Origin of the sequence: Amycolatopsis pittospori, from assembly GCF_013870525.1 — a bacterium.
Taxonomy (GTDB): domain Bacteria; phylum Actinomycetota; class Actinomycetes; order Mycobacteriales; family Pseudonocardiaceae; genus Amycolatopsis; species Amycolatopsis pittospori.
In genome coordinates, this window is sequence record NZ_JACBXD010000049.1 from 17,642 (window position 1) to 42,170 (window position 24,529).

Annotated in this window: 27 protein-coding genes; 10 read left to right on the forward strand and 17 right to left on the reverse strand. The window is 68.5% G+C overall.

Annotated elements, in window-relative coordinates; all coding sequences use genetic code 11:
• Positions 1-40: 40 nt before the first annotated feature.
• The 4 genes from H5J31_RS25070 (at position 41) to H5J31_RS25085 (ending at position 3,359) form a co-directional block, all read left to right on the forward strand.
• Entirely contained in the window at positions 41-964 is a 924-nt protein-coding gene (locus H5J31_RS25070) for a 1,4-dihydroxy-2-naphthoyl-CoA synthase (RefSeq protein WP_181775090.1), read from the forward strand.
• Positions 965-1,049: 85 nt separating this feature from the next.
• Positions 1,050-2,174 (forward strand): o-succinylbenzoate--CoA ligase, encoded by a 1,125-nt coding sequence (menE, locus tag H5J31_RS25075; protein ID WP_181775091.1) that lies wholly within the window; start codon positions 1,050-1,052, stop codon positions 2,172-2,174.
• A gap of 63 nt (positions 2,175-2,237) precedes the next feature.
• Positions 2,238-2,396 carry a hypothetical protein gene (locus tag H5J31_RS25080; RefSeq protein ID WP_168214479.1) on the forward strand — a complete coding sequence of 53 codons (159 nt, stop codon included), beginning with the start codon at positions 2,238-2,240 and terminating at the stop codon, positions 2,394-2,396.
• A gap of 93 nt (positions 2,397-2,489) precedes the next feature.
• The gene (locus H5J31_RS25085; protein ID WP_181775092.1) at positions 2,490-3,359 is read left to right on the forward strand and encodes a 1,4-dihydroxy-2-naphthoate polyprenyltransferase; all 870 of its coding nucleotides are present in this window, start codon (positions 2,490-2,492) and stop codon (positions 3,357-3,359) included.
• Positions 3,360-3,694: 335 nt separating this feature from the next.
• Here H5J31_RS25085 and cds1 read toward each other — a convergent pair whose 3' ends face one another.
• The 3 genes from cds1 to H5J31_RS25100 are packed head-to-tail and all read right to left on the reverse strand — an operon-like array spanning position 3,695 to position 5,552.
• A complete protein-coding gene (gene cds1, locus H5J31_RS25090; RefSeq protein WP_181775093.1) occupies positions 3,695-4,777 on the reverse strand; it encodes an L-cysteine desulfhydrase Cds1 in 1,083 nt (360 codons plus the stop codon).
• Positions 4,774-5,067, reverse strand: a complete 294-nt coding sequence (locus H5J31_RS25095) for a DUF4229 domain-containing protein (RefSeq protein WP_181775094.1) — start codon at positions 5,065-5,067, stop codon at positions 4,774-4,776. The genes cds1 and H5J31_RS25095 overlap by 4 nt, the downstream gene beginning before the upstream one ends.
• An 11-nt stretch (positions 5,068-5,078) precedes the next feature.
• Positions 5,079-5,552 carry an Lrp/AsnC family transcriptional regulator gene (locus H5J31_RS25100; RefSeq protein ID WP_181775095.1) on the reverse strand — a complete coding sequence of 158 codons (474 nt, stop codon included), beginning with the start codon at positions 5,550-5,552 and terminating at the stop codon, positions 5,079-5,081.
• A 257-nt stretch (positions 5,553-5,809) separates the two neighbouring features.
• Between H5J31_RS25100 and H5J31_RS25105 the strand changes: the two genes are divergently transcribed.
• Both H5J31_RS25105 and H5J31_RS25110 read left to right on the forward strand, forming a co-directional pair.
• Positions 5,810-6,022: a BldC family transcriptional regulator gene (locus H5J31_RS25105; protein ID WP_005151795.1), complete on the forward strand. Its 213-nt coding sequence runs from the start codon at positions 5,810-5,812 to the stop codon at positions 6,020-6,022.
• Between the two features lie 149 nt (positions 6,023-6,171).
• Positions 6,172-6,354 (forward strand): hypothetical protein, encoded by a 183-nt coding sequence (locus H5J31_RS25110; protein ID WP_181775096.1) that lies wholly within the window; start codon positions 6,172-6,174, stop codon positions 6,352-6,354.
• Positions 6,355-6,414: 60 nt separating this feature from the next.
• Here the strand turns inward: H5J31_RS25110 and H5J31_RS25115 are convergent, their stop codons facing one another.
• The 8 genes from H5J31_RS25115 to hemL all read right to left on the reverse strand — a co-directional run bounded on the left by H5J31_RS25115 (position 6,415) and on the right by hemL (position 14,679).
• The gene (locus H5J31_RS25115) at positions 6,415-7,767 is read right to left on the reverse strand and encodes a MinD/ParA family ATP-binding protein (protein ID WP_181775097.1); all 1,353 of its coding nucleotides are present in this window, start codon (positions 7,765-7,767) and stop codon (positions 6,415-6,417) included.
• 77 nt (positions 7,768-7,844) lie between these two features.
• A complete protein-coding gene (gene ccsB, locus H5J31_RS25120) occupies positions 7,845-8,825 on the reverse strand; it encodes a c-type cytochrome biogenesis protein CcsB (RefSeq protein WP_181775098.1) in 981 nt (326 codons plus the stop codon).
• A gap of 5 nt (positions 8,826-8,830) precedes the next feature.
• The gene (gene resB, locus H5J31_RS25125; protein WP_181775099.1) at positions 8,831-10,429 is read right to left on the reverse strand and encodes a cytochrome c biogenesis protein ResB; all 1,599 of its coding nucleotides are present in this window, start codon (positions 10,427-10,429) and stop codon (positions 8,831-8,833) included.
• Entirely contained in the window at positions 10,426-11,199 is a 774-nt protein-coding gene (locus tag H5J31_RS25130; protein WP_181775100.1) for a cytochrome c biogenesis CcdA family protein, read from the reverse strand. Before H5J31_RS25130 ends, resB begins: the two co-directional genes overlap by 4 nt.
• Positions 11,200-11,364: 165 nt before the next feature.
• Positions 11,365-12,036, reverse strand: coding sequence for a rhomboid family intramembrane serine protease (locus tag H5J31_RS25135; protein ID WP_181775101.1), 672 nt, complete (start codon positions 12,034-12,036; stop codon positions 11,365-11,367).
• A 131-nt stretch (positions 12,037-12,167) separates the two neighbouring features.
• Complete coding sequence (locus tag H5J31_RS25140; protein ID WP_181775102.1) at positions 12,168-12,749, reverse strand: TlpA family protein disulfide reductase; 582 nt, start codon at positions 12,747-12,749, stop codon at positions 12,168-12,170.
• A complete protein-coding gene (locus H5J31_RS25145) occupies positions 12,746-13,378 on the reverse strand; it encodes a histidine phosphatase family protein (protein WP_181775103.1) in 633 nt (210 codons plus the stop codon). The genes H5J31_RS25140 and H5J31_RS25145 overlap by 4 nt, the downstream gene beginning before the upstream one ends.
• Positions 13,375-14,679 (reverse strand): glutamate-1-semialdehyde 2,1-aminomutase, encoded by a 1,305-nt coding sequence (gene hemL, locus H5J31_RS25150; RefSeq protein ID WP_181775104.1) that lies wholly within the window; start codon positions 14,677-14,679, stop codon positions 13,375-13,377. The genes H5J31_RS25145 and hemL overlap by 4 nt, the downstream gene beginning before the upstream one ends.
• Positions 14,680-14,801: 122 nt before the next feature.
• On the opposite strand from hemL, the gene H5J31_RS25155 reads away from it, so the two are divergent.
• Positions 14,802-15,293, forward strand: coding sequence for a tryptophan-rich sensory protein (locus tag H5J31_RS25155; RefSeq protein ID WP_181775105.1), 492 nt, complete (start codon positions 14,802-14,804; stop codon positions 15,291-15,293).
• On the opposite strand, the gene H5J31_RS25160 is transcribed toward H5J31_RS25155, so the two are convergent.
• Genes H5J31_RS25160 through H5J31_RS25170 form a run of 3 tightly spaced genes read right to left on the reverse strand, consistent with a single transcriptional unit; the run spans position 15,286 to position 16,647 of the window.
• Positions 15,286-15,669 carry a hypothetical protein gene (locus tag H5J31_RS25160; protein ID WP_181775106.1) on the reverse strand — a complete coding sequence of 128 codons (384 nt, stop codon included), beginning with the start codon at positions 15,667-15,669 and terminating at the stop codon, positions 15,286-15,288. The two genes, H5J31_RS25155 and H5J31_RS25160, sit on opposite strands and share 8 nt — an antisense overlap.
• The gene (locus H5J31_RS25165) at positions 15,647-16,099 is read right to left on the reverse strand and encodes a hypothetical protein (protein ID WP_181775107.1); all 453 of its coding nucleotides are present in this window, start codon (positions 16,097-16,099) and stop codon (positions 15,647-15,649) included. Before H5J31_RS25165 ends, H5J31_RS25160 begins: the two co-directional genes overlap by 23 nt.
• Positions 16,096-16,647: a hypothetical protein gene (locus tag H5J31_RS25170; protein WP_181775108.1), complete on the reverse strand. Its 552-nt coding sequence runs from the start codon at positions 16,645-16,647 to the stop codon at positions 16,096-16,098. The genes H5J31_RS25165 and H5J31_RS25170 overlap by 4 nt, the downstream gene beginning before the upstream one ends.
• 87 nt (positions 16,648-16,734) lie before the next feature.
• Between H5J31_RS25170 and H5J31_RS25175 the strand changes: the two genes are divergently transcribed.
• Both H5J31_RS25175 and H5J31_RS25180 read left to right on the forward strand, forming a co-directional pair.
• The gene (locus H5J31_RS25175; RefSeq protein ID WP_181775109.1) at positions 16,735-18,231 is read left to right on the forward strand and encodes an outer membrane protein assembly factor BamB family protein; all 1,497 of its coding nucleotides are present in this window, start codon (positions 16,735-16,737) and stop codon (positions 18,229-18,231) included.
• A gap of 46 nt (positions 18,232-18,277) precedes the next feature.
• On the forward strand, positions 18,278-19,822 hold the full coding sequence (locus tag H5J31_RS25180) for an outer membrane protein assembly factor BamB family protein (RefSeq protein ID WP_181775110.1): 1,545 nt from the start codon (positions 18,278-18,280) through the stop codon (positions 19,820-19,822).
• Positions 19,823-19,914: 92 nt separating this feature from the next.
• Here the strand turns inward: H5J31_RS25180 and hemB are convergent, their stop codons facing one another.
• On the reverse strand, positions 19,915-20,886 hold the full coding sequence (hemB, locus tag H5J31_RS25185) for a porphobilinogen synthase (protein WP_181775111.1): 972 nt from the start codon (positions 20,884-20,886) through the stop codon (positions 19,915-19,917).
• A gap of 165 nt (positions 20,887-21,051) precedes the next feature.
• Between hemB and H5J31_RS25190 the strand changes: the two genes are divergently transcribed.
• Entirely contained in the window at positions 21,052-22,323 is a 1,272-nt protein-coding gene (locus H5J31_RS25190; protein ID WP_407925058.1) for an Nramp family divalent metal transporter, read from the forward strand.
• Positions 22,324-22,413: 90 nt separating this feature from the next.
• Here H5J31_RS25190 and H5J31_RS25195 read toward each other — a convergent pair whose 3' ends face one another.
• Together H5J31_RS25195 and H5J31_RS25200 are read right to left on the reverse strand one after the other, a co-directional pair.
• Positions 22,414-22,812: a hypothetical protein gene (locus H5J31_RS25195; protein WP_181775113.1), complete on the reverse strand. Its 399-nt coding sequence runs from the start codon at positions 22,810-22,812 to the stop codon at positions 22,414-22,416.
• 144 nt (positions 22,813-22,956) lie between these two features.
• A complete protein-coding gene (locus H5J31_RS25200; RefSeq protein WP_181775114.1) occupies positions 22,957-24,489 on the reverse strand; it encodes a bifunctional uroporphyrinogen-III C-methyltransferase/uroporphyrinogen-III synthase in 1,533 nt (510 codons plus the stop codon).
• Positions 24,490-24,529: the final 40 nt, after the last annotated feature.

The window sequence follows — 24,529 nt, forward strand, 5'->3', positions numbered from 1 at the left end:
CACACTACGACTCACAGCCACACGTCCTATTCTCCCAAACGTGGATGACGCCCAGGTTTCCGAGCTGTTCGACCCCGCCTCATGGACGGAAGTCGAAGGTTTCGACTTCACCGACATCACCTATCACCGCTCCTCTGAGAGCCGCTCAGGCAAACGCGTGGTGCGTATCGCGTTCGACCGTCCCGAGGTCCGCAACGCCTTCCGGCCGCACACCGTCGACGAGCTGTACCGCGCGCTCGACCACGCGCGGATGAGCTCGGACGTCGGCTGCGTCCTGCTCACCGGCAACGGCCCGTCGCCGAAGGACGGCGGCTGGGCGTTCTGTTCCGGTGGTGACCAGCGTATTCGCGGACGCTCCGGGTATCAGTACGCGGATGGGGAGACCTCCGACACGATCGATCCGGCCAGGGCCGGACGGCTGCACATCCTCGAGGTCCAACGGCTGATCAGGTTCATGCCGAAGGTGGTCATCGCGGTGGTCCCGGGCTGGGCGGCCGGTGGCGGGCATTCGCTGCACGTGGTGTGCGACCTCACGCTCGCGTCGGCCGAGCACGCGCGGTTCAAGCAGACCGACGCCGACGTCGGCTCCTTCGACGGCGGCTACGGCTCGGCGTACCTCGCCAAGCAGGTCGGGCAGAAGTTCGCGCGGGAGATCTTCTTCCTCGGCCGCGAGTACACGGCCGAGCAGATGCAGGCGATGGGCGCGGTCAACTCGGCCGTCCCGCACGCGCAGCTGGAGGCCGAGGCGCTGGACTGGGCGTGGGCGATCAACGGCAAGTCGCCGACGGCGCAGCGGATGCTGAAGTACGCGTTCAACCTCACCGACGACGGCCTCGTCGGCCAGCAGCTCTTCGCCGGCGAGACGACCCGGCTGGCCTACATGCAGGACGAGGCCGTCGAGGGCCGGGACTCCTTCCTGGAGAAACGCTCCCCCGACTGGTCGGCCTTCCCTTACTACTACTGAGACCCCGCATTTAGTCCTCTCGATGCTGTAGTTGCGTGCGCAACGATCGCATCGAGAGGACTAAACGCGGGCATAGGCTGGCGGGATGCGTGCGATAGGGGTGGACGGGAGTCCGGCGTCGATCACCGAGCTGACCTCGGCGCTGGCCGAGGCGCTCGGGGGCGGCGCGGCCATCCTCCCCTACGCGTCGGAGGCCCTGCGGGACGCGATGGAGCCGACACGCCCGGCCGAGCCCGGGACGGCGGTGATCATCGCCACCTCGGGGTCCACCGGCGAACCCAAGGGTGTCCTGCTGTCGGCCGCGGCGCTGGCCGCGTCGGCGCGCGCGACCCATACGCGGCTCGGCGGGCCGGGCCATTGGCTGCTCGCGACCCCGGCTCAGTACATCGGCGGGCTGCAGGTGCTCGTCCGCTCGCTGCTGGCCGGGACGACGCCCGCCGTGGTGCACGCCGGCGGTTTCCGGCCGGACGACTTCGCCGAAGCCGCCTCGCCGCTCCTCGCGCTGAACGGGACGCGCTACACCGCACTCGTGCCGACCCAGCTCGGCCGTCTGCTCGACGCGGGCGGCCCGGGACTGGCGGCGGCCCGCGCGTTCGACGCGATCATCGTCGGCGCCGCGGCGACCACCGCGGAACTCCGGGAGCGCGCGGCCGAAGCGGGTGTGAAGATCGTGCCCGCGTACGGCATGAGCGAGACGGCGAGCGGCTGCGTCTACGACGGCGTACCGCTGGATGGAGTACACGTCGAACTCGAAGACGAGCGGGTCTGTATCACGGGTGACGTCCTCGCGCATGGCTACCGACTGCGACCCGACCTGACCGCGGAGGCCTTCGAAGGGGGCCGCTTCCGCACCTCCGACCGTGGCCGGTTGTCACCCGATGGGCGTCTGGAGGTCCTCGGGCGGGTCGACGACATGATCAACACCGGCGGGGTGAAGGTGGCCGCAGCGGCGGTCGAACGGATCTTGACCGCGCAGCCCGGAATCCGGGACGCGTGCGTGGTCGGAGTACCTGATCCCGAGTGGGGCGAGGCGGTCGTCGCACTCGTCGTCGGCGCTGGTTGCGACGTCGATTCCCTTCGTGCCGCGTGCCGCGAAGAGGCCGGTGCGGCGGCCGCTCCGAAGCGGGTCGAATTCACGGAAGAACTACCGTTGCGGGGCCCCGGAAAGGTCGACAGGACGGCCGTCCGAAATCTCCTACGAAGGTCGTGAATTCTCCACCGATTACTGGGACGTTGTTGACACGATCATTACCCGCGGGTTTACGTCTAAGGCATGACGCGCTGGACACGCACAGTATTGGCCTGCACCGCCGTCACGATGGGTCTGGTCGCTTTGGCCGGGCCCGCGCTGGCGGACGAACCGGAAACCGCCGTTCCGAACAGCGGCACACTCACCTGGACGCTCGAAGACACCATCAAGGATCTGAAGTAGCGGGATTCGTCGTCCGCTCGCGGTGGCTCGGCACCGCGAGCGGGTGACGAGCCCCGCATACCGGCAGGTGGTCGCCAAGGCCAGAATGGCGGCATGGCGACTGCTGGTGAATGGATCGAAGGGGCGCGCCCGCGGACGCTGCCCAACGCGGTGGCGCCGGTGGTCGCCGGAGTCGGCGCGGCCGTCGCGCTCGACGGGTTCTCGTGGTCGCGCTCGCTGCTCGCCCTGCTGGTCTCTCTCGCCCTGATCGTCGGTGTCAACTACGCCAACGACTACTCCGACGGCATCCGCGGCACCGACGAGAACCGCGTCGGCCCGTTGCGGCTGGTCGGCTCCGGAGTCGCGAAGCCGAAAGCCGTCCTGGCGGCCGCTCTCGCGGCCCTCGGACTCGCCGGAGTCCTCGGACTCGTGCTCGTCGCGATGAGCGGGCTCTGGTGGCTGCTGGCCATGGGAGCGGTCTGCATCCTCGGCGCCTGGTTCTACACCGGCGGCAAAAAGCCTTACGGCTACTACGGTTTCGGTGAGATCGCGGTCTTCGTCTTCTTCGGCCTCGCAGGCGTGCTCGGCACCGTGTACGTCCAAGCCGGACAGATCAGCTGGACAGCGCTCGGCTGCGCCGTCGCGGTCGGCGCGTTCTCGACCGGCGTGCTGACCGCCAACAACCTCCGCGACATCCCGACCGACATCGAGTCCGGCAAGCGCACCCTCGCCACCCGGCTCGGCGACAAGGGCACTCGGCGGCTCTACCTGGCGCTGGTGGCCGTGCCTTACGTCGTCAGCGTGCTGCTCGCCTTCGTGACGCCGTGGGCGCTGGTGGGCCTGCTGACCGCGCCGCTGCTGCTGAAGTCGGTCAAGGCCGTCGGCAGCGGCGAACAGGGACGGGCGTTGATCCCGGCGCTGCGGGACACCGGTCTGGCGATGCTGGGCTGGGCGATCCTGACCGCTGTCGCGCTCTCGATCTAGCGGCTTCCCGGCTACCGGCGGCGCCGTCACCGGACCGCCGGGGAGGGATGAACGGACCGTTCATTCTTTGAGATTTCCGCCTCGGACCACCAGGCGTGCCCCTTCGACGCCTGGGCGACCACTAGATGCGCCCCAGGCGATAGCAAAGGTCCCTTGCTCCTTTGGTGATCCGGTCCCGCCATGCTCAGGGCACCCCGACCGCTCACCCTCCAGAACCCCCGTCACCGGACCTTTGAGGCACGACCGTGTGGATTTCGGGTCATCCAACGTCCCGAAATCCACACGGTGCGGCACGAAAGGGCCGGTCACGACATCCCAGGCTCGGGCAGCGACCGTCAGAGCGAGGGAGCGAACTTCCCGCTCACCAGGAACTCCTGGTACATCTCCCGGTACGGCTCGATGTCGATGCTCTTCTGCGCCAGCCATTCGTCGTTGTAGTACGTGTTGGCGTACCGCTCGCCGCCGTCGCACAGCAGCGTGACGACGCTGCCCGCCTGCCCCTCGGCGAGCATCCGCGAGATCAGCGTGAAGGCGCCGAAGAGGTTGGTCCCGGTCGAGCCGCCCGCCCAGTGTCCGGTGCGTTCGCGCAGCAGCCGGATGGCGGCGAGCGAGCCCGCGTCGGGCACCTGGAGCATCTCGTCGATGACGCCGGGCACGAACGACGGCTCGACGCGGGGGCGTCCGATGCCTTCGATCCGCGAAGGCATGCCGGTCGCGTAGTCGAGCGCGCCGGTCTCCCAGGCGCCGTAGAACGACGAGTTCTCCGGGTCGACGACGGCGATCTTCGTGGTGTGGCGCTTGTAGCGGACGTAGCGGCCGAAGGTCGCGCTCGTTCCGCCGGTGCCGGCGCCGACGACGATCCAGGTGGGCACGGGGTGCCGCTCGGACTGCATCTGCGCGTACACGGACTCGGCGATGTTGTTGTTGCCGCGCCAGTCCGTCGCGCGCTCGGCGTAGGTGAACTGGTCGAGGTAGTGGCCGTTGCACTCCGAAGCGAGCCTCTCGGCCTCCGGGTACATGTCGGGGGCGCGGTCGACGTAGTGACACTCGCCGCCGTAGAACTCGATGAGTGCGATCTTCTCCGGCGACGTGCTTCGCGGCACCACGGTGATGAACCGCAGCCCGAGCATCCGCGCGAAGTACGCCTCCGAAACCGCCGTCGAGCCGCTGGAGGCCTCGACGAGCACGGTGTCCTGCCCGATCTGGCCGTTCACCAGGCCGTACAGGAACAGCGACCGGGCGAGCCGGTGTTTGAGCGAGCCGGTCGGGTGGACGGACTCGTCCTTCAGGTAGAGGTCGATGTTCCAGTCCGCGGGCAGCGGGAAGACGTGCAGGTGCGTGTCGGCGCTGCGGTTCGCGTCGGCCTCGATGATGCGGACGGCCTCGCGGACCCAGCTCCGGCTGTGCAGCCGGCTCACGCCGCCCCGTCCACTCGGTCGCCGCGCAGCTGCGAGCGCAGTTCCGCGCGGGCGCGGGCGCGCTTTTCGTTGCGGCGGGCGAGCCCGGCGGTCACGCGCGCGTTCAGCGGGCGGAACAGGAGCAGGCCCAGCGGGAGCCCCACCACCAGGCCGATCAGCAAGGCGACCAGCAGCGGGACGTTGACCAGCAGCAACCCGCCCGCGATGACACCGACCAGGACGAACCTGGCCAGCACGTACAGCGTCAGGTCACGGGCCAGGTGATCGGCGGTTTCCGGCGTATCGCTCACATCAACGCAGGTTACGCGCCGCCGTTGCGGCCGTCGTCCAGACCCGCGTTGTTGGGTCGCCCCTCGAACCGCGTGGAAAGCACGACGGTGGTGTTGGTCCGGCCGACGCCGGGGATGCGCCGCAGCCGGTTGAGCGCCGCCTCCAGATCGTCGACGGTCGCCACCCGCACCTTGACGACGAACGCCTCGTCACCCGCGACGGCGTAGCAGCTTTCGACCTCGTCGAGCGCTCCGAGCGCCTCCGCTACTTCGTCGTCGGCAGCGGTGTCGGTGGGGTGGATGCCGACGAGCGCCGTCACCCCGAGTCCGACCATGCTGGGATCGACCATGGCGTGGTAGCCGGTGATGACGCCGGAGGCCTCGAGTTTGCCGACCCGCTCGTGCACTGATGACGCTGAGAGCCCGACCGATCGGCCGAGGTCGGCGTAGGTAGCCCGGCCGTTCTCCCGCAATGCCGCGATGATCTTCCGATCCACCTGGTCCACCGCTACACCTTAGGGGCCATGCGCCGATTCGCATGACCAGGGCGCGTTTTCGTACTTCTGTGACAAGACCTGCGGGTTCACCGGCGCATGTCGCGGTTGTCGGTTTTGACCTTTAAGGGCTCTTTACTGTTGGACAACCGTTCGAGTACCTGACGGGTGAGATGCAACGATTGCCGTGTTGGCCACCCGGCACGAAGGCCCGTTTCGGTTTTGGCAGTGAAGCCGGTTTAGCAGTGAAGCCGTGAAGGAGGCGGAAAATGACCGCGACCATGGGCGGAAGGTTGCTCACCCCCGGTGAAGTGGCGGCCCTGTTCCGGGTTGACCCCAAGACCGTGACCCGTTGGGCGACCGCGGGCCGGATCGGCTCGATCCGCACCCCCGGCGGACACCGCCGGTTCCGTGAGGCCGAGGTGAACGAGCTCCTCGCCGAGCTGACCACCGACGCCAGCGAACCCGCTCGCAAGGTCTGACCTGGCATTTCTCTCAGATACGACTCCAGTGACGAAGGGCGCAAACCGGCCCTTCGTCACATTGGGGTATCCGTAGGTCCCCCCGCGCGCGGCAAAGAGGCTAGCCTCGTGGGACTGAGCAACGTCCTCCACGCGGAAAGGGACCGAGCATGATCTATTTGCTCGCGGCCATCGGAGCGCTCACCGTCGCCGTTGTGTTGTGGCGCGCGTTCGGGATCGAGCGCGTCGGGGTGCCCTCGTCGCGGCCGACGCTGGCCCCGGACGACGACCCCGACTTCCTGCGCAAGCTCGGCGAGCAGCAGCGCAAAGGTAAAGAGGACGACAAAGAGTAGGCCCGGGAACGCCGCTCCTCCGTTGAGGGCGGCGGCGGGGCATGGATGGAGTAAGAGCCGCTAGGGCTGGACCTGCCGGTACTGCTGGCCTCCGAAACCGTCGGCGACGGTGGCGGCCAGTTCCAGCAACGCCAGCCGGGTGTCGGCGTCGAGCCGGTCCAGTTCGATCTCCGCGCCCTCTTCCAGGTGCGGGTCGAACGGGATCCGGCAGACCGAGCGGACCCGTGCGCCGAAGTGCGCGGAGAGCTTGTCGAGGTCGACGGAGCCGCCCTTCGGCCGCACCGAGTTGATCACCGCGACAGACCGTTTGACCAGGTCGCCGTAGCCGTGTGCCTCCAGCCAGTCCAACGTCGCCGAGGCACTGCGCGCACCGTCGACGGAGCCTGAAGAGACCACGACCAGCGCGTCCGCGACGTCCAAGACGCCCTTCATCGCCGAGTGCATCAAGCCGGTCCCGCAGTCGGTGAGCACGATGTTGTAGAAATGCTCCAGCAGGTTGACCGTGCGCCGGTAGTCGTCCTCGGAGAACGCCTCCGACACCGCCGGGTCCTGCTCGCTGGCGAGGATCTCCAGTCGGCTGCCGCCCTGCGACGTGTACGAGCGGACGTCGCTGTACCTGGTGATCTTGTCCGCGTCGCGCAGCAGGTGGCGCACGGTCGCGGTGGTCTCGATGGGGATCTTCTGCGACAGCGTCCCGCGGTCGGGGTTCGCGTCGACGGCGACGACGCGGTCACCGCGCAGCGACGCGAACGTCGAGCCCAGCGTGGTCGTCGTGGTGGTCTTGCCGACGCCGCCCTTGAGGCTCAGCATCGCGATCTTGTAGCACCCGCGCAGCGGCTGGTTGATCTGCGCGATCAGTTCGCGCTTGCGGGTGTCGGCCGGGCTCTCACCGGGGTTGATGAGCTTGCCGGTGCCGACGTACAGCGCCTTGCGCCACCCCGACTGCGGTTTGCGCTTCTGTGGTTTGACCAGGCTCGCGGTGGCGAGTTCGTCCGGCAGCGCGTGCCTGCCCTGCGGCTGCGGGAGCCCGGGCGGACCGGGCTGCTGGACCGGCTGAGGCTGCTGCTGCGGCGCGTACTGCTGCTGCGGCTGGTACTGGGCCTGCTGGGGTTGTTGCGGCTGCAGCGGCGGCAGGTTCTGGTCGTAGGGCTGCTGGTACTGCCCCTGCGACGGCTGCGGCAACGGCGGCTGCTGCTGGGCGGGCTGCTGCGCGTACTGCGCCGGCTGCGGATACTCGGCCTGCTGGGGGTACTGCGGCTGCACGGCCTGGGTCGGCTCGGATTCGAAGCCGACCGGGGCCGGGTTCGGGTGCGGGGCCGAGTCCGTCCGGTCCTCGGAGAACAACTCCGAGGGCGGAGCGCTCTCGGTGGGTTCGGGGTGGCCAGGAGCCGATTCTTCACTGGGTCCGGTCACCGCTGAATTCCTCCTCCGCGCACGTCATCCCCCTACCTCAGTATTGACGGTAGTCGGCGACCGTGCAGCGGTGGCGGTCAGCCCCCGGCGTAGGAGTGCAGACCCGAAGTCACCAGGTTCACGAAGAACATGTTGAAGATCGTCGCGGAGAATCCGACGATGTTGATGATCGCGGCCCGCTTCCCGCGCCAGCCCGCGGTCGCACGCGAGTGGAGATACGCCGCGTAGACGACCCACGCCACGAACGCGACGGTCTCCTTGGGGTCCCAGCCCCAGAACCGGCCCCACGCCGCCTCGGCCCACACCGCGCCGCAGAGCACGCCGAAGGTGAAGATCGGGAAGGCGAAGATGGTGGTGCGGTAGGCGATGCGGTCGAGCACGTCCGCGGCGGGAAGCTTCGAGCCGAACTTGGCGAACTTCGCCGGATTGTCGTCGTGAGCGGCGCGGAAAAGGTAAAGGACGCTCGCGACACCCGGCACCAGGAAGACACCCGAACCGATGATCGCCGCGGAAACGTGGATGATCAGCCAGTACGACTGCAGCGCGGGCTGCACCGGCGCGGCCGTCGTGTACAGCATGGTGCCGTTGACGAACATCAGGATCACGACCGGCAGCAGCAGGAAGCCGGTGAGATGGCGGACCGGGAACTTCCGCATGATGACGATCCAGGTCACGACGGCGATGAACGTCGTGGCCATGCCGTACTCGTAGAGGTTGCCCCACGGCGCGCGGTGCACGGCGAGCCCGCGCAGCACGATCGCGGAGAGGTGGAGCAGCGCGGCCAGCACCAGCAGCGCGGCGCCCATGCGGCCGATGCGCTCGGGACGGCCGATCTCGCGCGGGGCTTCGTAGGCCGTCCCAGGCAGCTGCGCCGTCGACGGCGGACCGCCCGCGCCGACCAGTTCGCGCGAGCGCTGGATACTGCGCTCCGCCGCCAGTCGGCCCTTTGCCCCGAAACCCTGCTCGACGAGGGCGAACATCAGCGCGATGACGTAGATCGCCGCCGCGGTGGTGTAGGAGTAGTCGCTGTACTGGGACAGCGTCTCGTTGATCGGCATGATCTCTAGTTGCCTCTCTGCCCCTGGACCAGCTTGTCGCTGATCCGCTGGAACTCTTCGCCGTAGCCCGCCTGATCGGTGCGCGCCAGCCCGGCGACCTCGATCACGGTACCCGTCTCACCTTCACGTGCCGGGGTCACCCGCACCCATATCCGACGGCGTTTGACCAGCAACGATCCCGCCAGCCCGATCAGCATCGCGACCGCGCAGACCAGCACCCAGCCCTGCACCGGATCGTGCGAGACCTGGATCGCGACCCATTCCTGGACGCCGTCGAAGCGGACCTTCGTGCCGTCGTCCAGCACGGTCTCCTGACCCTGGTCCAGGTTCTGCCGGGTCAGCTTCTTGAGCCTGCCGTCCTCGACGAGCGACTGGTCGATCTGGAAGATCGACTGCCCGCGGCCGGCGTCGAGCCCGAGGTCGCCGCGGTAGATGTCGACGGCGACCGCCGGTTTCTTCGCCTCCGGCCTCGACGACGTCAGCACGTTGCCGTGCAGGAACGCCGTCGGGGCGAGGAGGCCGGTGATCGCGAGCTGCCGGGTGCGGCGCTCGACCGGGTCGGTGATGCCGGGCTGGTCGATCTTCGTCGCGCCTTCGGAGAGCTTCGTCGGCTCGTCGGCGGGACGCCACGGCGTGATGTTGGTGCGCACGGTGCCGTCGGGGAAGGTCACCGTGAACTTCGGCGAGTAGCCGAAGTTCAGCAGGTAGACGCGGTCTCCCGCGGTGCGCAGCGGCGAGTTGACCTCGAGTCCGTACGGCTTCCACGCGCCGGTCTGCAGGTCTTCGCCGGACTGGTACTCCATGTTGGAGTGGTAGAAGTTCGCTTGCCCGGCCTGGGTGTAGCGCGCTTCGAAGTCCTTCAGGCGGATACAGAAGGGGTTCAGGTCTGTGCCGTCGACGCGCAGCCCGGCGTTGAAGGTGTCGTAGCCGAGGATGCCGGAGTTGCACCACTGGCTGTTGTCGGCCTGGACGATGACCTGGCCTTCGTAGCCGAAGAGCTTGCCCAGCGCGAAGAAGATGATGAGGCCGAGCATCCCGAAGTGGAAGACGAGGTTGCCGGTCTCGCGAAGGTACCCGCGCTCGGCGGAGATGCTTCGCACGCCGTCGGCCTCTTCGCGCTCGACGCGGCGCCAGCCCTTGAGCAGCGCGTGAGTGTCCTTCATGACCGTCTCGGGCGTCCGGTCGGTCGTGGTGGACAAGTGGTGCGGCATCCGCGAAAGGCGGCGCGGGGTGATCACCGGCTTGGCGCGCATCGCCTTCGCGTACTCGAAGCTGCGCGGCGCGAGACAGCCGATGAGCGAGATCATCAGCAGGATGTAGATCGCGGAGAACCAGACGCTGCCGTAGACCTCGAAGAACTGCGTGCGGTCGAGCAGTTCGCCCCACCAGCCGTGCGCGGCGATGTACTCGTCGGTCTTGGCGACGTTGAGGTTCCGCTGCGGCAGCAGGGCGCCCGGCATCGCGGCGAGCGCGAGCAGGAACAGCAACACGAGCGCGGTGCGCATCGACGTCAGCCCGCGCCAGGTGTTGCGCAGGAACGCGAGGACGCGCTTCAGCGGCGTCGAACGATATTCGTTCTTGGGCGGAGCGTCAGTGGTGGTCACAAGGGCAGCCTGAGTTCGGTCACGAGGGTGTTCCGGATCCAGCCGGTCATGTCGCCCCACAGTCCGGTTACCAGCAGGACGCCGACGATCAGCAGCAGGACGCCGCCGAAGACCTGGACCTGGCGGCCATGGCGGCGCAGCCAGTCCGTCGCGCGGACGGCCCAGCGGGCCCCGAACGCGATGAGGAGGAAAGGCACGCCGAGACCGAGGCAGTAGACCAGGATCAGCACGTACCCGCGCGCCGCCGCCCCGCCGGTGGCGCTGGCCATGGACATGACCGCGGACAGCGTCGGCCCGATGCACGGCGTCCAGCCGAGGCCGAAGACGGCGCCGAGCACCGGCGCGCCCCAGAGTCCGCCGCGCGGCACATGATGCGAGCGGAACTCGCGCTGCAGACCGGGGATCCAGCCGAGGAACACCAGCGCCATCGCGATCGTCAGCACGCCGCCGAGTCGCTGGAGGAGGTCCATGTTGAGCTGGACGACGTCGGCGATCCACACCAGCGTCCCCAGCGTCACCACGAAGACGACAGTGAACCCGAGTACGAACAACGCCGCCGCGCCGACGACGGCGTAGCGGCCCTTCTTGCGCTCCTCGTCGGCGCTGACCGCGGGGGCGTCCGCGCCGACCAGCGCCGCCAGGTACGCGAGATACCCGGGCACCAGCGGCACGACGCACGGAGACGCGAAGGAGATCGTCCCGGCCAGCAGCGCGACACCCGCGGCGAGCAGCAGCGGCCCGGAGAGCGCCAGCTCGGTAACGGAGTTCACGCAAAGGAGCGTAGGCAGTGTGGTCGAGGTGAAAACGCCGGGGCGCCCTCAACGGGACCTACGTCGCACCCGGTCAGGACGTTGGTCCCGTCCCCTTCCCCGCGTTTAGTCCTCTGAATGCGGTAGTTGCACGCGCAAGGACCGCATTCAGAGGACTGGACGCGGCTACTTGAGGGTGTCGGGAGGGGTCAGCGGGATGGTGGGGAACGCGGGTGCGGTGACCTCGGGCTTGGGACGCCGGTCCCGGAACACCCAGCCGCCGGCCAGGCCGCCGAGGAACCCGAAGAGATGCGCCTGCCAGCTGACCCTCGCGTCCTGCGGGAACAGGTTCGCGAACTGGTAGGCGAAGCACAACGCCATGACCAGGCCGATCATGATGTCGATCTTGTGCCGGTCGAAGATCCCGCGCACGAGGACGTACCCGAAGTACCCCATGACCAGGCCGCTCGCACCGACCCCGACCGTGCCGGAGTCGTGCAGGGCCCAGGCACCGAGACCGCTCGTCACCGCGATCAGGACCGTGACGCTGAGGAACTTCTTCACCCCGCGATACGCCGCGAGGAACCCGAAGATGAACAGTGGCCCGGAGTTGAACTCGATGTGCCCCCAGCTCGCGTGCATCAGCGGCGCGGTGAGCACGGTGGGCAGCGAGCTGATCTCCCTCGCCCGCGTCCCGTATTCGTACACGAGGCTGTAGCCGTCCACCGCGTTGTAGATCTGGATCAGCCAGAGGACCACCAGCACGCCGACCATGACGAAGAGGGCCTTCTTGGCCTCGGCGATCATCGCCTCGGCGTCCTGTCGCCCGGATCTGGGCACGTCTGAAGCAGTCGTCATTCCTTCTCCCCAGTTCAGAGCCGCTCCAAGCGGCGAGTCCGAGGAGGATAACCAGCTCGGCGCGATTAGTCCTCTGGATGCGGTAGTTGCAAGCGCAAGGACCGCATCCAGAGGACTGAACGCGCAAAGGGTCAGGCGGGTTCGGCGGCCAGGCGCTGGACGACGGGCAGCAGGTCGGAGGCCAGCAGGTCCCGCAGGAAGACGGCGGCGACGCGGTGCTGTTTGTCGAGCACGATCGTCGACGGGATGATGTTGCGCGGGTAGCCCGAGAGCTGCAGCAACGTCCGCCCCGACGGGTCGTAGATCGACGGGTAGGTCAGCTTCCGGTCCCGCACGAAGTCCTGCGCCGGCGCGCGGTCGTTGTCGCGCAGGTCGATACCGACCACCTGGACGCCGGACGCCTTCGTCTGGTCGTAGACCTTCTGCATCTCCGGCGCCTCGACGCGGCACGGCCCGCACCACTGACCCCACAGGTTCAGCACGATGACCTTGCCGGGGAAGTCGGCGATCGAGAGCTGCTTGCCCTCGTTCATCAGGTCGTCCCCGGACAACGTCGGCGACTGCTGCCGGTCGGCGACGTCGTAGGTGATGTCGACCTTCCCGCCCGGCGACACGAAGTTGAACGAGCCGCCGGTGACGACGGCGTCCTTGCCTGTGGTGCAGCCCGTGACGACGAGCAGCAGCACCGCCATGGCCGCCAGCGCGCGCTTCATGCGCCGGTCACCTTCGGGTCGGTGGTGCCGGCGGGCTCGCTGTAGACGATCCGTACGAGCTCTTCGCCCTCGAAGACCAGGCTGGTCAGCGAAGCGAGCGAGCACTGCCGGACACGAGGGTCGTGCCAGAGCCGCTTCGCCTCCAGGAACCGTCGCACGGTCCAGATCGGCAGCTGGTGCGAGACGCACAGCGCCTCATGTCCCTCGGCCGCCTGTCGCGCCCGGTAGATCGCGCCGAGCATGCGGTGCGCGATCTCGACGTACGGCTCGCCCCACGACGGCTTGAACGGATTGACCAGCTTCGGCCAGTGCTTCGGCTGACGCAGCGCGCCATCACCGACGGCCACCCGCTCGCCCTCGAACTGGTTGTCCGCCTCGATGAGCCGCTCGTCGGTGTCGACGTCGAGCCGGTGCGCGGCGGCGATCGGCGCCGCGGTCTCCTGCGCGCGCTGAAGCGGCGAAGCGACGACGTGCGTGATGTCGTGCGTCGCGACGGCTTCGGCGACTGTCAGCGCTTGGCGCTGGCCGCGATCCGACAGTTTGAAGCCGGGCAGGCGGCCGTACAGGATCTTGTCCGGGTTGTGCACCTCACCGTGGCGGAGCAGGTGCACGATCGTCGTCTCGCTCACGCCTTGACCGCCTCGGCCGCGGCACGAGCGGCCACGCGCAGCGCGGACTCGATGATCTCGAACTCGGCGTCGCCCATGGCCGCGTTGACGAACCATGCCTCGTAGGCGCTCGGCGGCCCGTAGACCCCGTTGTCCAGCAGCGCGTGGAAGAACGCCGGGAACCGCCAGGTCTCCGAGGCCTGCGCGCCCGGGTAGTCCGTCACCGGGCCGTCGCCGAAGAACACGCTGACCAGGTTGCCCGCGTACTGCACGTTGTGCGCGACGCCGGCCTCGGTCAGCGACCGGTCGAACAGGTCGCCGAGGCGCTTCGCGTTGGCGTCGAGGGCGGCGTACACGGCGTCGTCGGCCGCACGCAGCGTCGCGAGCCCGGCGGCGACGGCGACAGGGTTCCCCGACAGCGTCCCGGCCTGGTAGACCGGCCCGCCCGGGGCCAGCTTCGCCATGACGTCGGCGCGACCACCGAAGGCCGCGGCCGGCAGTCCGCCGGACATCACCTTGCCGAAGGTGTACAGGTCACCCGCGACACCTTCGAGGCCGAACCAGCCCGCCTTCGAGACGCGGAACCCGGTCATCACCTCGTCCATGATCAGCAGCGCGCCGTGTTCGTGCGCGAGCTCCTTGAGCCCGGCGTTGAAGCCTTCGATCGGGGCGACGGCGCCCATGTTGCCCGCGGCGGCTTCGGTGATGACCGCCGCGATCGAGTCCGGGTTGTCCACAAAGGACTTCCGGACCGCGTCGAGGTCGTTGTAGGGCAGGACGATCGTGTCGGCCGCCTGCGCGCCGGTGACACCGGGCGACGTCGGGAGGCCGAGGGTCGCGACGCCGGAGCCCGCTTCGGCGAGCAGCGCGTCGACGTGACCGTGGTAGCAGCCCGCGAACTTGATGATCTTCGCGCGGCCGGTGAACCCCCTGGCGAGCCGGATGGCGCTCATCGTCGCCTCGGTGCCGGAGTTGACCAGGCGGACCTGCTCGACCGGCTCGACGCGGCCGATGATCTCTTCGGCCAGTTCGACCTCGCCGCGGGTCGGCGTGCCGAACGACAGCCCGTGGACGGCGGCATCGCGCGCGGCGGAGACGACGGCCGGATGCGCGTGCCCGAGGATCATCGGGCCCCACGACGAGACCAGATCGACGTAGCGGTTGTCGTCGGCGTCCCAGAGATACGGGCCCTCGCCGCGCACCATGAACCGCGGGGTGCCGCCGACGGAGTTGAAGGCCCGCACCGGGGAGTTCACCCCGCCCGGGACCACGGCTTTCGCTCGTTCGAACCATGCCTTGGACTGATCGACTCCGGTAGCCACGTCCCCAGTCTCGCAAATCCACCGATGACACCCACCGCCGAGTCCTCGCGGTTCCGGGCGTGGCGTGACCGGCCCCACTAGGGTGGGAAGTACTCCTGTCGAACCCTCGCGGAGGAATCCACGTGTCCACGGTGCCCTCACCGCCGACCCACCACCGTCGCCTGCGCTGGCAGGCGCTGGCCGGATTCGTCGCGATGTCGGCGATCGTGGGGGTGGTGGCCGCGCTGGCCGTGGCCACCCGGCCGGAGTCGAACAGGCTGCTCGCGCGCCCGTCGTGGGCGCCGCCGGGCTGGCTCTACGGTCCGATGTGGTCGGTCCTGCTCCTGGTGGTCGCCTTCGCGGGCTGGTACTACTGGCGGACCGACGGCGAAACGCGCGGCTTCGCCTTCTACGGCGTCTGCCTGCTGCTGACGCTGCTGTGGACGCCGTTGTTCTTCGCCGGCAGCGCGCACGTCCTGGCGCTGGCCGACGTCGTCGTCCTGGACTTCGTCGTACCCGTCACGATGATGGAATTCGCGCGCCGGTCGAAACTCTCGGCCTGGCTGCTCGTGCCGTATCTGCTGTGGCTGCTGTATTCGACCGCGGTCAACGCCGCGGTCGTCTGGCTCAACTGACTTTCGGTTCCTTGGGCTTGCGCCCCTTGGCCCGGACGGCGAGCAGGAACTGGCGGATCGCGTCCACCAGGAGGATCGCCGCCAGCACGCCCAGCCCGATGGCACCGGCGAGCGGGCCGCCGAAATACCGCTGCGATTCGAGCGTCGTGTCGCCGTAGGTGATCACGACGGGGACGACGCCGGCCTTCCAGCACGCGAAGACACCCCACACCGCGAGCGCGGCCAGGATCAGTTCGACGACCCCCACCAGAGCGCGCAGGGGCTTGTGCAGCCGGGCTTCTCGCCGGGTCTCCTCCGGCGGCCACAGTTCGGCCCCGGTCGGCTGGGGAAGGTCGATCACAATGAGCAGCTTCTCATGACTCTGTGGTGCGAGCACGCACCAAACCCGCCAGGGCCTCGCGCAAGGCGTCCGGATCCTTGGCCCAGGCGCGGACGAACACGCCGTCGTCGAGCTTCAGGCCGACCTCGTCATACTTCTTCGGGATCGTCCAGTTACCGCCGAGCACCCGCGAGCCGACCGGCGCCTCGTCTTCGAGAACCTCCGCGATCCGAGCCGCTTCCAGCGTTTCCCGGCCCTGCCGGTAGCCGTCGGCGGTGACTTCGAGCGAAAGGTACCGGCGGCGGGCGTACACCCACGGCACGGTGATCAGCACCAGCCCGGCCGCGATCAGGATCCAGGCGAGCCAGTGCACCGGCCCGCCGGTCAGCAGTTCGGCGAGCAGCCCGGCGAGGGCGAACAGCGGTGCCCACAGCAACGCCGTCCAGCCGACGCCGGGTTCGTCGTAGAGGGCCGGCTCGGACGTCATGGCAGCTCGCGCCCGACCTTCGGGAAGTGATGGGACACGCTGGGCAGGTACATCAGGATCAGCGCGATCGCCACCAGCAGCGTGGCCACGAGCAGGAACACGTTGAGCGTGCCGCGGAGGACGAACAGTTCCACCAGCACCAGGAAGACCGCGCCCACGGTCAGCACCGTCCTGGCCGAACGCGTTCCCTCGCGGGCCTTGTAGGCGAACAGCGCGAACAGGAGCGCGAAGGTGACCGCCCCGCCCAGCAGCGTATAGAGCAGCACCTCGACCCCGGAAGCGATCTGCGCCGGGTCGACCGGCTGGCCCGGGACCGGGTTGGCGGTGATCTGCTTGAGGATCCCGTCGGTCAGTTCCTGCTTCAGCACCAGCAGGGCGATCTGACCGGCCACCAGGATGACGCCGGCCGCGATCCACAGCCAGAAGGAGACCGCCACCGGCGTCGGCACGTCGATCTTCGGGGCCTTCTGTCCGGGGAGGAGCGGATCCGGTGCCCTCCCCCGTGCGCGGCGCTCGTCGTCGGTCTCGTCGGCTGTGCTGTCACTCACGCCGGGCAGCCTACGTGGTTCCGCAGGCCAGAGCGTTGCCGCCCAGGTAGCTTGTGCGCGAATCGACACGAAAACTGGGGAAACCGAATGACCATGAACACTCCGCCCGGCGGCGGGCCATGGCCGCCACAACAACCCTGGCAGCACCAGGCCTACCCGCCACAGCAGTACGGCTATCCGCAACAACCGCCACCCCCGCCGCCGAAGCGGAAGAAGTTCCTCTTCTGGCTGATTCCGCTCGTCGTGGTGGTCGTCGCCGCGGCCGTCGTGATCCCGATCGCGCTGACCGGCGGGGACCCGCCCCGGGATCAGGCCGCGCAGCAGCAGCCGCCGAGCAGTTCGGCGCCGATGGCCCAGAAGGTGAAATGGCGGCTGTCCGGGCTGGAGGGGGACGTCCCCGAGTACAAGCAGGGTGTCACCACCTGGCTGTACGAGGACACCATCGTCGTCGTCCGCGACAAGTACGTGGCCGCGTTCGCCAGGGCCGACGGCAAGCAGCGCTGGCTCACCGAGGTACCGGACGGGAAGCGGGCGTGCGGCGCCTCCGTGGAACCGGTCGACGGGAAGATCGCCTTCGCCTACGGCGAGGAGAAGACCTGTGACAACGCGGCCGTCCTCGACTTGAAGGACGGGAAGCTCGGCTGGCAGCAGCCGCTCGACATACCTCAGAAGCTCAAAGGCGACCGGCCGCCCAAGTCCGCGATCCTGCAGATCGCCGGTGACGCCGTCTTCGCAACGCAGGGCGAGGGCATGGGCGCGCTCGACCTCGCCACCGGGGCGAAGAAATGGGCGAAGACCCATACGCGCGAACCCGACCGCGCCGACGACCCGACGTGCGCCGGACAGGACGCCGTGCCCAGGGACGGCAAGGTCGTCGTCGTGATGACCTGCCTCACCGGGAACTACGGCCTCAGCATGCTCCGGGTCGACGCGTCGACCGGGACCATCGAGGCCGAAGAACACCTGCCGAAGGAGAGCTCCTCGCTCGGCAGTGTCGGGGTCCTTTCGGTGAAACCCCTGCTGGTCTACGGCAAGACCACCGATGCGGGCACGTTCTTCCTCTTCGGGGACGATCTGAAGCTCAAGTCGAAGATCGACGGCGGCGACCCCTTCACACCGGACGGTCTCAACGGCACGGACGGCCAGGGCTTCGACAGCGACGCGTCCGGCACCGAGCATGCGGTCAGCCCGGTCCTGGTCACCGAAGAAGTGCTCTACACCATCACGATGCCTCAGGCGGGCACGGTGAACGCGCTGGTCGCGGTGGATCTGAAGAACGGGCAGCGCAAGTGGTCGGCGAAGGTCCCCGAGGGCACGGTGATGGCCCCGCTCGCGATCGAGGACGGCCAGGTGATCACCGAGGTCGCGCCGGTCGAAAGGACCGGGCCGCAGCGAGTGGTCAAGGTCGCCGTCTCGGACGGCGCCGTGACGCCGATGGTCGAGGCCCAGATCGAGAACGCCGACAACGACAAGAACGGGCCGATTTCGGGCCTCTACCGGTATCTCTGGGCGGACGGCCGCGTCTACGCCGTTTCCGGCCGTTTTCCGAAGTTCAGCCTGGACATCTACACCGTCGAACCGTAGTCCGAGTAGCTTTTCCGCGATCGTCATCCAGTGACTGGGGAACAGAATGACCAGACCTACTCCGCCGGGCGGCGGGCAATGGCCGCCGCAACAACCCTGGCAACCGCAACAACACCAAGGCTGGCAACAGCCGCAGCCCTACCCGCAGCAGCAGTACGGCCCCCCGCCGCAGGGACCGCCCCCGCCACCGCCCAAGGGCAAGAAGTTCCTCTTCTGGCTGGTACCGCTGGTCGTCGCGGTGGTCGCCGCGGCGGTGATCGTCCCGATCGCGCTCAGCGGCGACGGAGACGCGAAGCAGGACCAGGCCGCCCAGACCTCCGCCGCCCCCGGGGCTTCGGGCGGATCGGCGAAGACCAAATGGGAACTGTCGGGGGCGAAGGACGTCCCGGAGTACAAGCACGGCATCACCACCTGGCTGCACGAAGAAGACCTCGTCGTCGTCCGCGACCAGTACGTGGCCGCGTTCACCAGGGCCGACGGCAAACAGCGCTGGCTGGCCAAGGCACCGGACGGCAAGGTCTTCTGCGGCACCGGGGTCGAACCGGTCGCGGGCAAGATCGTCCTCGCCTTCGGTAAGGCGAAGGCCGACAAGGAGGACGGCAGCTGTGACAACGCCACCCTCCTCGACCTGAAGGACGGGAAGTTCGGCTGGCAGGTGCCGATGGCCGTCCCGCAGAAGATGCAGGACCGGGTGGTCTCGGTGGAGGCCGTCGTCACGCAGATCATGGGCGACGTCGTCTTCGTCACCGCGGACCAGGGTTACGCGGCGCTCGACCTGGCCACCGGTGCGATCAAGTGGACGAAGACGTTCTCCCGCAAGGCCGACGGCGAGGACACCTGCGCCGGGCAGGACATGATGCCCAGGGACGGCAAGGTCGTCGTCGCGGTGTCCTGCGTCACCGGCGACTTCTCGGTCACCGCGATGCAGATCGACCCGGCGACCGGGAACGTCGAAATGGAGGACAGCGTCCCCCACACCGGCTACACGATCTCCGGGATCGGTCTCCTGTCGGTGAAGCCCGTGCTGATTCACGGCGCCAACACCGAGGAAGGCACGTATTTCCTCTTCGACGACAACATGAAACTCAAGTCGAAGATCGACGGCGGTAAACCCAACTCCGAGGAAGAGCTCGACGGCGCCTCGTCGCAGGGCTTCGGGCACAGCACCTCGGGGACCGAACACCATCCGAGCGCCATCATCGTGGAAGGCGACACGTTCTACACGCCGACCAGGACGATCGGCGGACAGGTGAACGCGCTCGTCGCGGTGGATCTGAACACCGGGCAGCGCAAGTGGAAGGCCTCGGTTCCGGAGGGCACGATCCAGGCGCCGATCAAGATCGTGGACGGCCAGATCCTCGCCCAGGTCGGCCCTCTCTACAACACCGGACCGCAGCGGACGGTCAAGATCGCGGTCGCGGACGGGAAGGTGACCCCGTTCCTGGAGGCGCAGATCCGGAACTCCGAGCAGGACGAGACCGGGCCGATCCCGGGGTTCTTCCGGTACCTCTGGGCCGACGATCGCGTCTACGCCGTGGCAGGCAAGTGGTCGAACCTCAGCGTGGACGTCTTCCTGCTCCAGGCCGAGTAGCTGGTCCGAAGTCCGTGAAGGCCTCCTTGAAGGACTCTGGGTCCCTCAAGGAGGCCTTCACGGACTGGGCACAGGCGCGGCGTGGCTGCGAGTCAGTCCAGCCAGGCGGCGGCTTCGGCGGCCCAGTAGGTGAGGATCATGTCCGCGCCCGCGCGGCGGATCGACGTCAGCACCTCGAGGATCGTGCGCTCGCGTTCGAGCCAGCCGTTCGCCGCAGCGGCCTCGACCATCGCGTACTCGCCCGAGATGTTGTACGCCGCGACAGGAACCGTCGACGCTTCGGCCGCGGCCCTGATGACGTCCAAATAGGACAGTGCGGGCTTGACCATGATCATGTCCGCACCCTCGGCGATGTCCAGCTCGATCTCGCGCAGCGCCTCACGCACGTTGCCCGGATCCTGCTGGTACGTCTTGCGATCGCCCTTCAGCTGCGAATCGACGGCCTCGCGGAACGGGCCGTAGAACGCGCTGGCGAATTTCGCCGAGTAGGCGAGGATGCCGGTGTCGGTACGCCCCGCGCGGTCGAGGGCGGCGCGGATGACGCCGACCTGGCCGTCCATCATCCCGCTGGGCCCGAGCAGATGCGCGCCCGCTTCCGCCTGCGCCAGACCCATTTCGGCGTACAAGCGCAGGGTCGCGTCGTTGTCGACACCGCCGTCGGCGTCGAGGACGCCGCAGTGACCGTGGTCGGTGAACTCGTCGAGGCAGGTGTCGGCCATCAGGACCGTCGCGTCGCCGAGTTCGGACCGCAGGTCGCGCAGGGCGACGTTGAGGATGCCGTCCGGGTCGACGGCGCCGGAGCCCTCGGCGTCACGGGTCTTCGGGATGCCGAACAGCATCAGGCCGCCGACGCCGGCGTTGACCGCGTCGACGGCGGCTTTGCGCATCGTGTCGCGGGTGTGCTGGACGACGCCGGGCATGCTCGAGATCGGGCGGGGCGAGTCGATGCCCTCCGCCACGAACATCGGGAGGATCAGCTGGCGCGGGCGCAGCGTCGTCTCACCGACCAGCCTGCGCATGGCCGGAGTGGTACGGAGCCTGCGGGGACGATGCTCTGGAAACACCCTTACGACGGTACTCCCGCCCGCTTGAGAAGCGGTCCGCAGGCGCGATGAACGGCTCATTGGTCCGGTCGGGCGGCGATTCCTAAGGGACGGCAAAGAATCACCTTTGCCCGTTTTGCGGGCGGTGTGACGCGGGTTACCTTCCACCCCATGTCGAGTTCAACGGTGACCGACCAACTGGAAGAACCGCCCGTCGGCTGGCGCGCACGGCTGCGCCAGGTCGGGCCCGGGATCATGGCCGCGGCGACCGGCGTCGGCGCGGGCGACCTCGTCGCGACGATGGTGGCCGGATCGCGCTTCGGGTACACGCTGCTGTGGGCGGTGCTCGTCGGGACGATCTTCAAACTCGCGCTGGCCGAGGCCGTCGGCCGCTGGCATCTGACGTCGGGGCGGACGATCCTGTCCGGCTGGCGGACGCTGGGGATCTGGGCGCTGATCTACTTCGGGATCTACGCGGTGATCTGGGGCTTCGTCTACGGCGCGACCGCGATGTCGGCGTCCGGGCTGCCGCTGAACGCGCTCTTCCCGGCGCTTTCGGTGCGTTATTGGGCGATGATCTGCGGCCTGCTCGGCTTCGCGCTGGTGTGGTTCGGGCGCTACGCGATCATCGAGAAACTGATGACGATCCTCACCGGCATCATGTTCGTCACCGTGGTCGGGACCGCGATCCTGGTCGTGCCGAACTTCGCGGAACTGTTCAAGGGCGCCGTCCCGACCCTGCCCGACGGCTCGCTCGTCTACGTCCTCGGCCTGGTCGGGGGCGTCGGCGGCACGATCACGATGGCGGCCTACGGCTACTGGACGCTCGCGAAGGGCTGGCGCTCGGCGAAATGGCTGCCGATGATGCGCACCGACAACGCCGTCGGGTACGTCATGACCGGCATCTTCGTGATCGCGATGCTGATCGTCGGTGCGGAACTGTTGCTGGGACAGAAGATCATCTCGGGCGACAAGGGCCTGCTGTTCCTCGGCGACACACTCGCCGCGGATTACGGGCAGTGGGCGCGGATTCCGTTCCTCATCGGGTTCTTCGCGGTTTCGTTCACCTCCGTGATCGGCGTCTGGCACGGCGTCAGCCTGCTCTTCGCGGACTGGTGGCGCATTCTGCGACTGCCCGCGAACACGACGGAAAGCGTTGAGGCGTATGAAAAGAAGGCCGGGGAACGCAGCCCCGCGTATCGGGGTTACGTGCTGTGGCTGACCTTCCCGCCGATGGCGTTGCTGTTCCTGGACCAGCCCTTCCAGCTCACCGTGATCTACGGGGTCCTGGGGTCGCTGTTCATGCCGTTCCTGGCGGGGACGTTGCTGGTGCTGATGAACACGTCGCGAGTACCCCGGGAGGGTCGGTCCGGATGGATCTCCAACGGACTGCTGGGGATCTGTCTCGCGATGTTCGCTTACCTGGCCTACACGGAAGTCGTGAAGTTCTTCAGTTGAGCGGGAAGGCGAACGCGGCGTGGTCGGTACAGCTGGTCGTGAGTGGCGATTCGGGTTAGAACCCGAATCGCCACTCACGACCCACTGGCACTAAAGCGGCACTGTCACCGTGTTGCAGCCGCCGGACCCGCCGCCGGTGGCGCAGGCGCTCACGCCCAGCTCGGTGAAGGCGTCCGGCGCTGTGATCACCTGCCGCTGCGTTCCGTTGTCGGCGACGACCTGCTGCATCACGGAATGGGGCCCGCGCAGGACGAATACGGCGGTGAGCGACGCGTTCGGCGAACTGTCGGTGACGGTGGCGATCACCCGCGTCTGGCCCGCGGTCGTCTCGACGGTGCCCTGCACGCTCTGCACCGCGCATCCGAGCGGGCTGCAGACCTGGAACGGCGTGGGCAACGCCGCGCTGGCGGTACCCGTGAGCCCGGCGAAACCGAGCGCCATGACGCCCAGAGCGGTACTGATCCTGGCGGCATGAACCAGTGATTTCATGATCACTCCCCAGTGATTTGTCCGGTGGACCACCGACGCTAGCGTCCGCCGCTGGACGCCCGCCAAGGTTTCACCAAGGAATGAAAAGGCCCCCTCACTCCGCGAGAATCGCGGCGTGAGGGGGCCTTTCGAAAGAACGAACCGTCAGGAGCGACGGGCCCGCTTCGCCTTGCGCGGCGGCGGAAGCGCACCTTCGGCGCGCAGCCGGGCGGCGTGCTCGGCGAGCGCGTCGACCAGGTGGGGGACGTCGGCCTTCTCGGGCTGGACGTCGACCCGCAGCCCGAACTCCACGGCGGTTTCCGCGGTCTTCGGGCCGATGCACGCGACCAGCGTGCGGGTGTGCGGCTTGCCGGCGATGCCGACGAGGTTCCGCACGGTCGAGGACGAGGTGAAACAGACCGCGTCGAAACCGCCGGTCTTGATCATCTCGCGGGTCTCGGCGGGCGGCGGCGCGGCCCGCACGGTGCGGTACGCGGTCACGTCGTCGATCTCCCAGCCGCGTTCGCGCAGGCCGGCCGAAAGGGTCTCGGTGGCGATGTCCGCCCGCGGCAGCAGCACGCGGTCGACGGGGTCGAGGACGTCGTCGTACGGCGGGAACTCGGCCAGCAGGCCCTCCGAGGACTGCTCGCCCTCCGGGACCAGCTCGGGGATGATGCCGAAGGAACGCACCTTCGCCGCGGTCGATTCACCGACGCAGGCGATCTTCACGCCGGAGAACGCGCGGGCGTCCAGGCCGAACTCTTCGAACTTCTCCCACACCGCGCGGACGGCGTTGGTCGAGGTGAAGACGATCCACTGGTAGCGGCCGTCGACGAGACCCTTGACCGAACGCTCCATCTGGGCGGGGCTGCGCGGCGGCTCGACCGAGATGGTCGGGACCTCGTGCGAGGTGGCGCCGTGGCCGCGAAGCCGCTCCGCCATCTCACCGGCCTGCTCCTTGGTGCGCGGCACCAGGACCTTCCAGCCGTACAGCGCGCGCGACTCCCACCACGACAGCTTCGACCGCTGGCCGACGGCCTGGCCGATCGTCACGATCAGCGGGCCGACGAGCTCGCCCGCCTCGTTCGCGACGGTGGCCAGCGTGGTGTCGAGGGTGCGCTGGGTGTTGATGGTGCCGTTGGAGGTCACCGCGACCGGGGTGGTCGCCGGCAGCCCGTGCTCGGTCAGCGCGGACGCGGCCTCGGCGAGGTGCGCCGAAGTCGCGTGCAGCACGATCGGGCCCGGGGTGGCGGCCAGCGCGGCCCACTCGACGTCGCCGCGGACGTCGACCTCGGTGTGCGTGCCACCGAGCGCGACACCGGCGTAAGCCGGGACGGCCGCGCCGGGCGAGACGCCCGGGATGATGTCGAAGACGGCGCTGGTGCGGGAAACGGCCTGCACCTCGGCGACGACGGCGGGCTGGGTCAGCGGGTCACCGGCGATCAGCCGGAGCACGAGCCGTCCGGCCTTGGCCTCGTTCACCAGGTCCTTGGCGACCTCGGTGGCCTCGCCGACGGCGGGGCGCACTTCGGCGCCTTCGGCGGCGAAGGCCAGGACGCCCGAAGGCACGTCCGGATCGGTCACCACGACCTCGGCCTTGGCGAGCAGCTCCTGAGCGCGGACGGTCAGCAGACCGGCGTCACCGGGGCCCGAGCCCACGAAGGCGACACGCCCGGTGGTCTTACGCGCGGGGGTCATCTGTGCGTTCTCCTCTTAAGCGACCGCAGTCCTTCGCGGC

Excerpts from the sequence above, each read along its gene's own strand:
- menE (WP_181775091.1), top strand. The coding sequence starts at position 1,050 with ATGCGTGCGATAGGGGTGGACGGGAGTCCGGCGTCGATCACCGAGCTG.
- H5J31_RS25080 (WP_168214479.1), top strand. The coding sequence starts at position 2,238 with ATGACGCGCTGGACACGCACAGTATTGGCCTGCACCGCCGTCACGATG.
- H5J31_RS25085 (WP_181775092.1), top strand. The coding sequence starts at position 2,490 with ATGGCGACTGCTGGTGAATGGATCGAAGGGGCGCGCCCGCGGACGCTG.
- H5J31_RS25105 (WP_005151795.1), top strand. The coding sequence starts at position 5,810 with ATGACCGCGACCATGGGCGGAAGGTTGCTCACCCCCGGTGAAGTGGCG.
- H5J31_RS25110 (WP_181775096.1), top strand. The coding sequence starts at position 6,172 with ATGATCTATTTGCTCGCGGCCATCGGAGCGCTCACCGTCGCCGTTGTG.
- ccsB (WP_181775098.1), bottom strand. The coding sequence starts at position 8,825 with ATGCCGATCAACGAGACGCTGTCCCAGTACAGCGACTACTCCTACACC.
- H5J31_RS25135 (WP_181775101.1), bottom strand. The coding sequence starts at position 12,036 with ATGACGACTGCTTCAGACGTGCCCAGATCCGGGCGACAGGACGCCGAG.
- H5J31_RS25140 (WP_181775102.1), bottom strand. The coding sequence starts at position 12,749 with ATGAAGCGCGCGCTGGCGGCCATGGCGGTGCTGCTGCTCGTCGTCACG.
- H5J31_RS25165 (WP_181775107.1), bottom strand. The coding sequence starts at position 16,099 with ATGACGTCCGAGCCGGCCCTCTACGACGAACCCGGCGTCGGCTGGACG.
- H5J31_RS25175 (WP_181775109.1), top strand. The coding sequence starts at position 16,735 with ATGACCATGAACACTCCGCCCGGCGGCGGGCCATGGCCGCCACAACAA.
- H5J31_RS25180 (WP_181775110.1), top strand. The coding sequence starts at position 18,278 with ATGACCAGACCTACTCCGCCGGGCGGCGGGCAATGGCCGCCGCAACAA.
- H5J31_RS25195 (WP_181775113.1), bottom strand. The coding sequence starts at position 22,812 with ATGAAATCACTGGTTCATGCCGCCAGGATCAGTACCGCTCTGGGCGTC.
- H5J31_RS25200 (WP_181775114.1), bottom strand. The coding sequence starts at position 24,489 with ATGACCCCCGCGCGTAAGACCACCGGGCGTGTCGCCTTCGTGGGCTCG.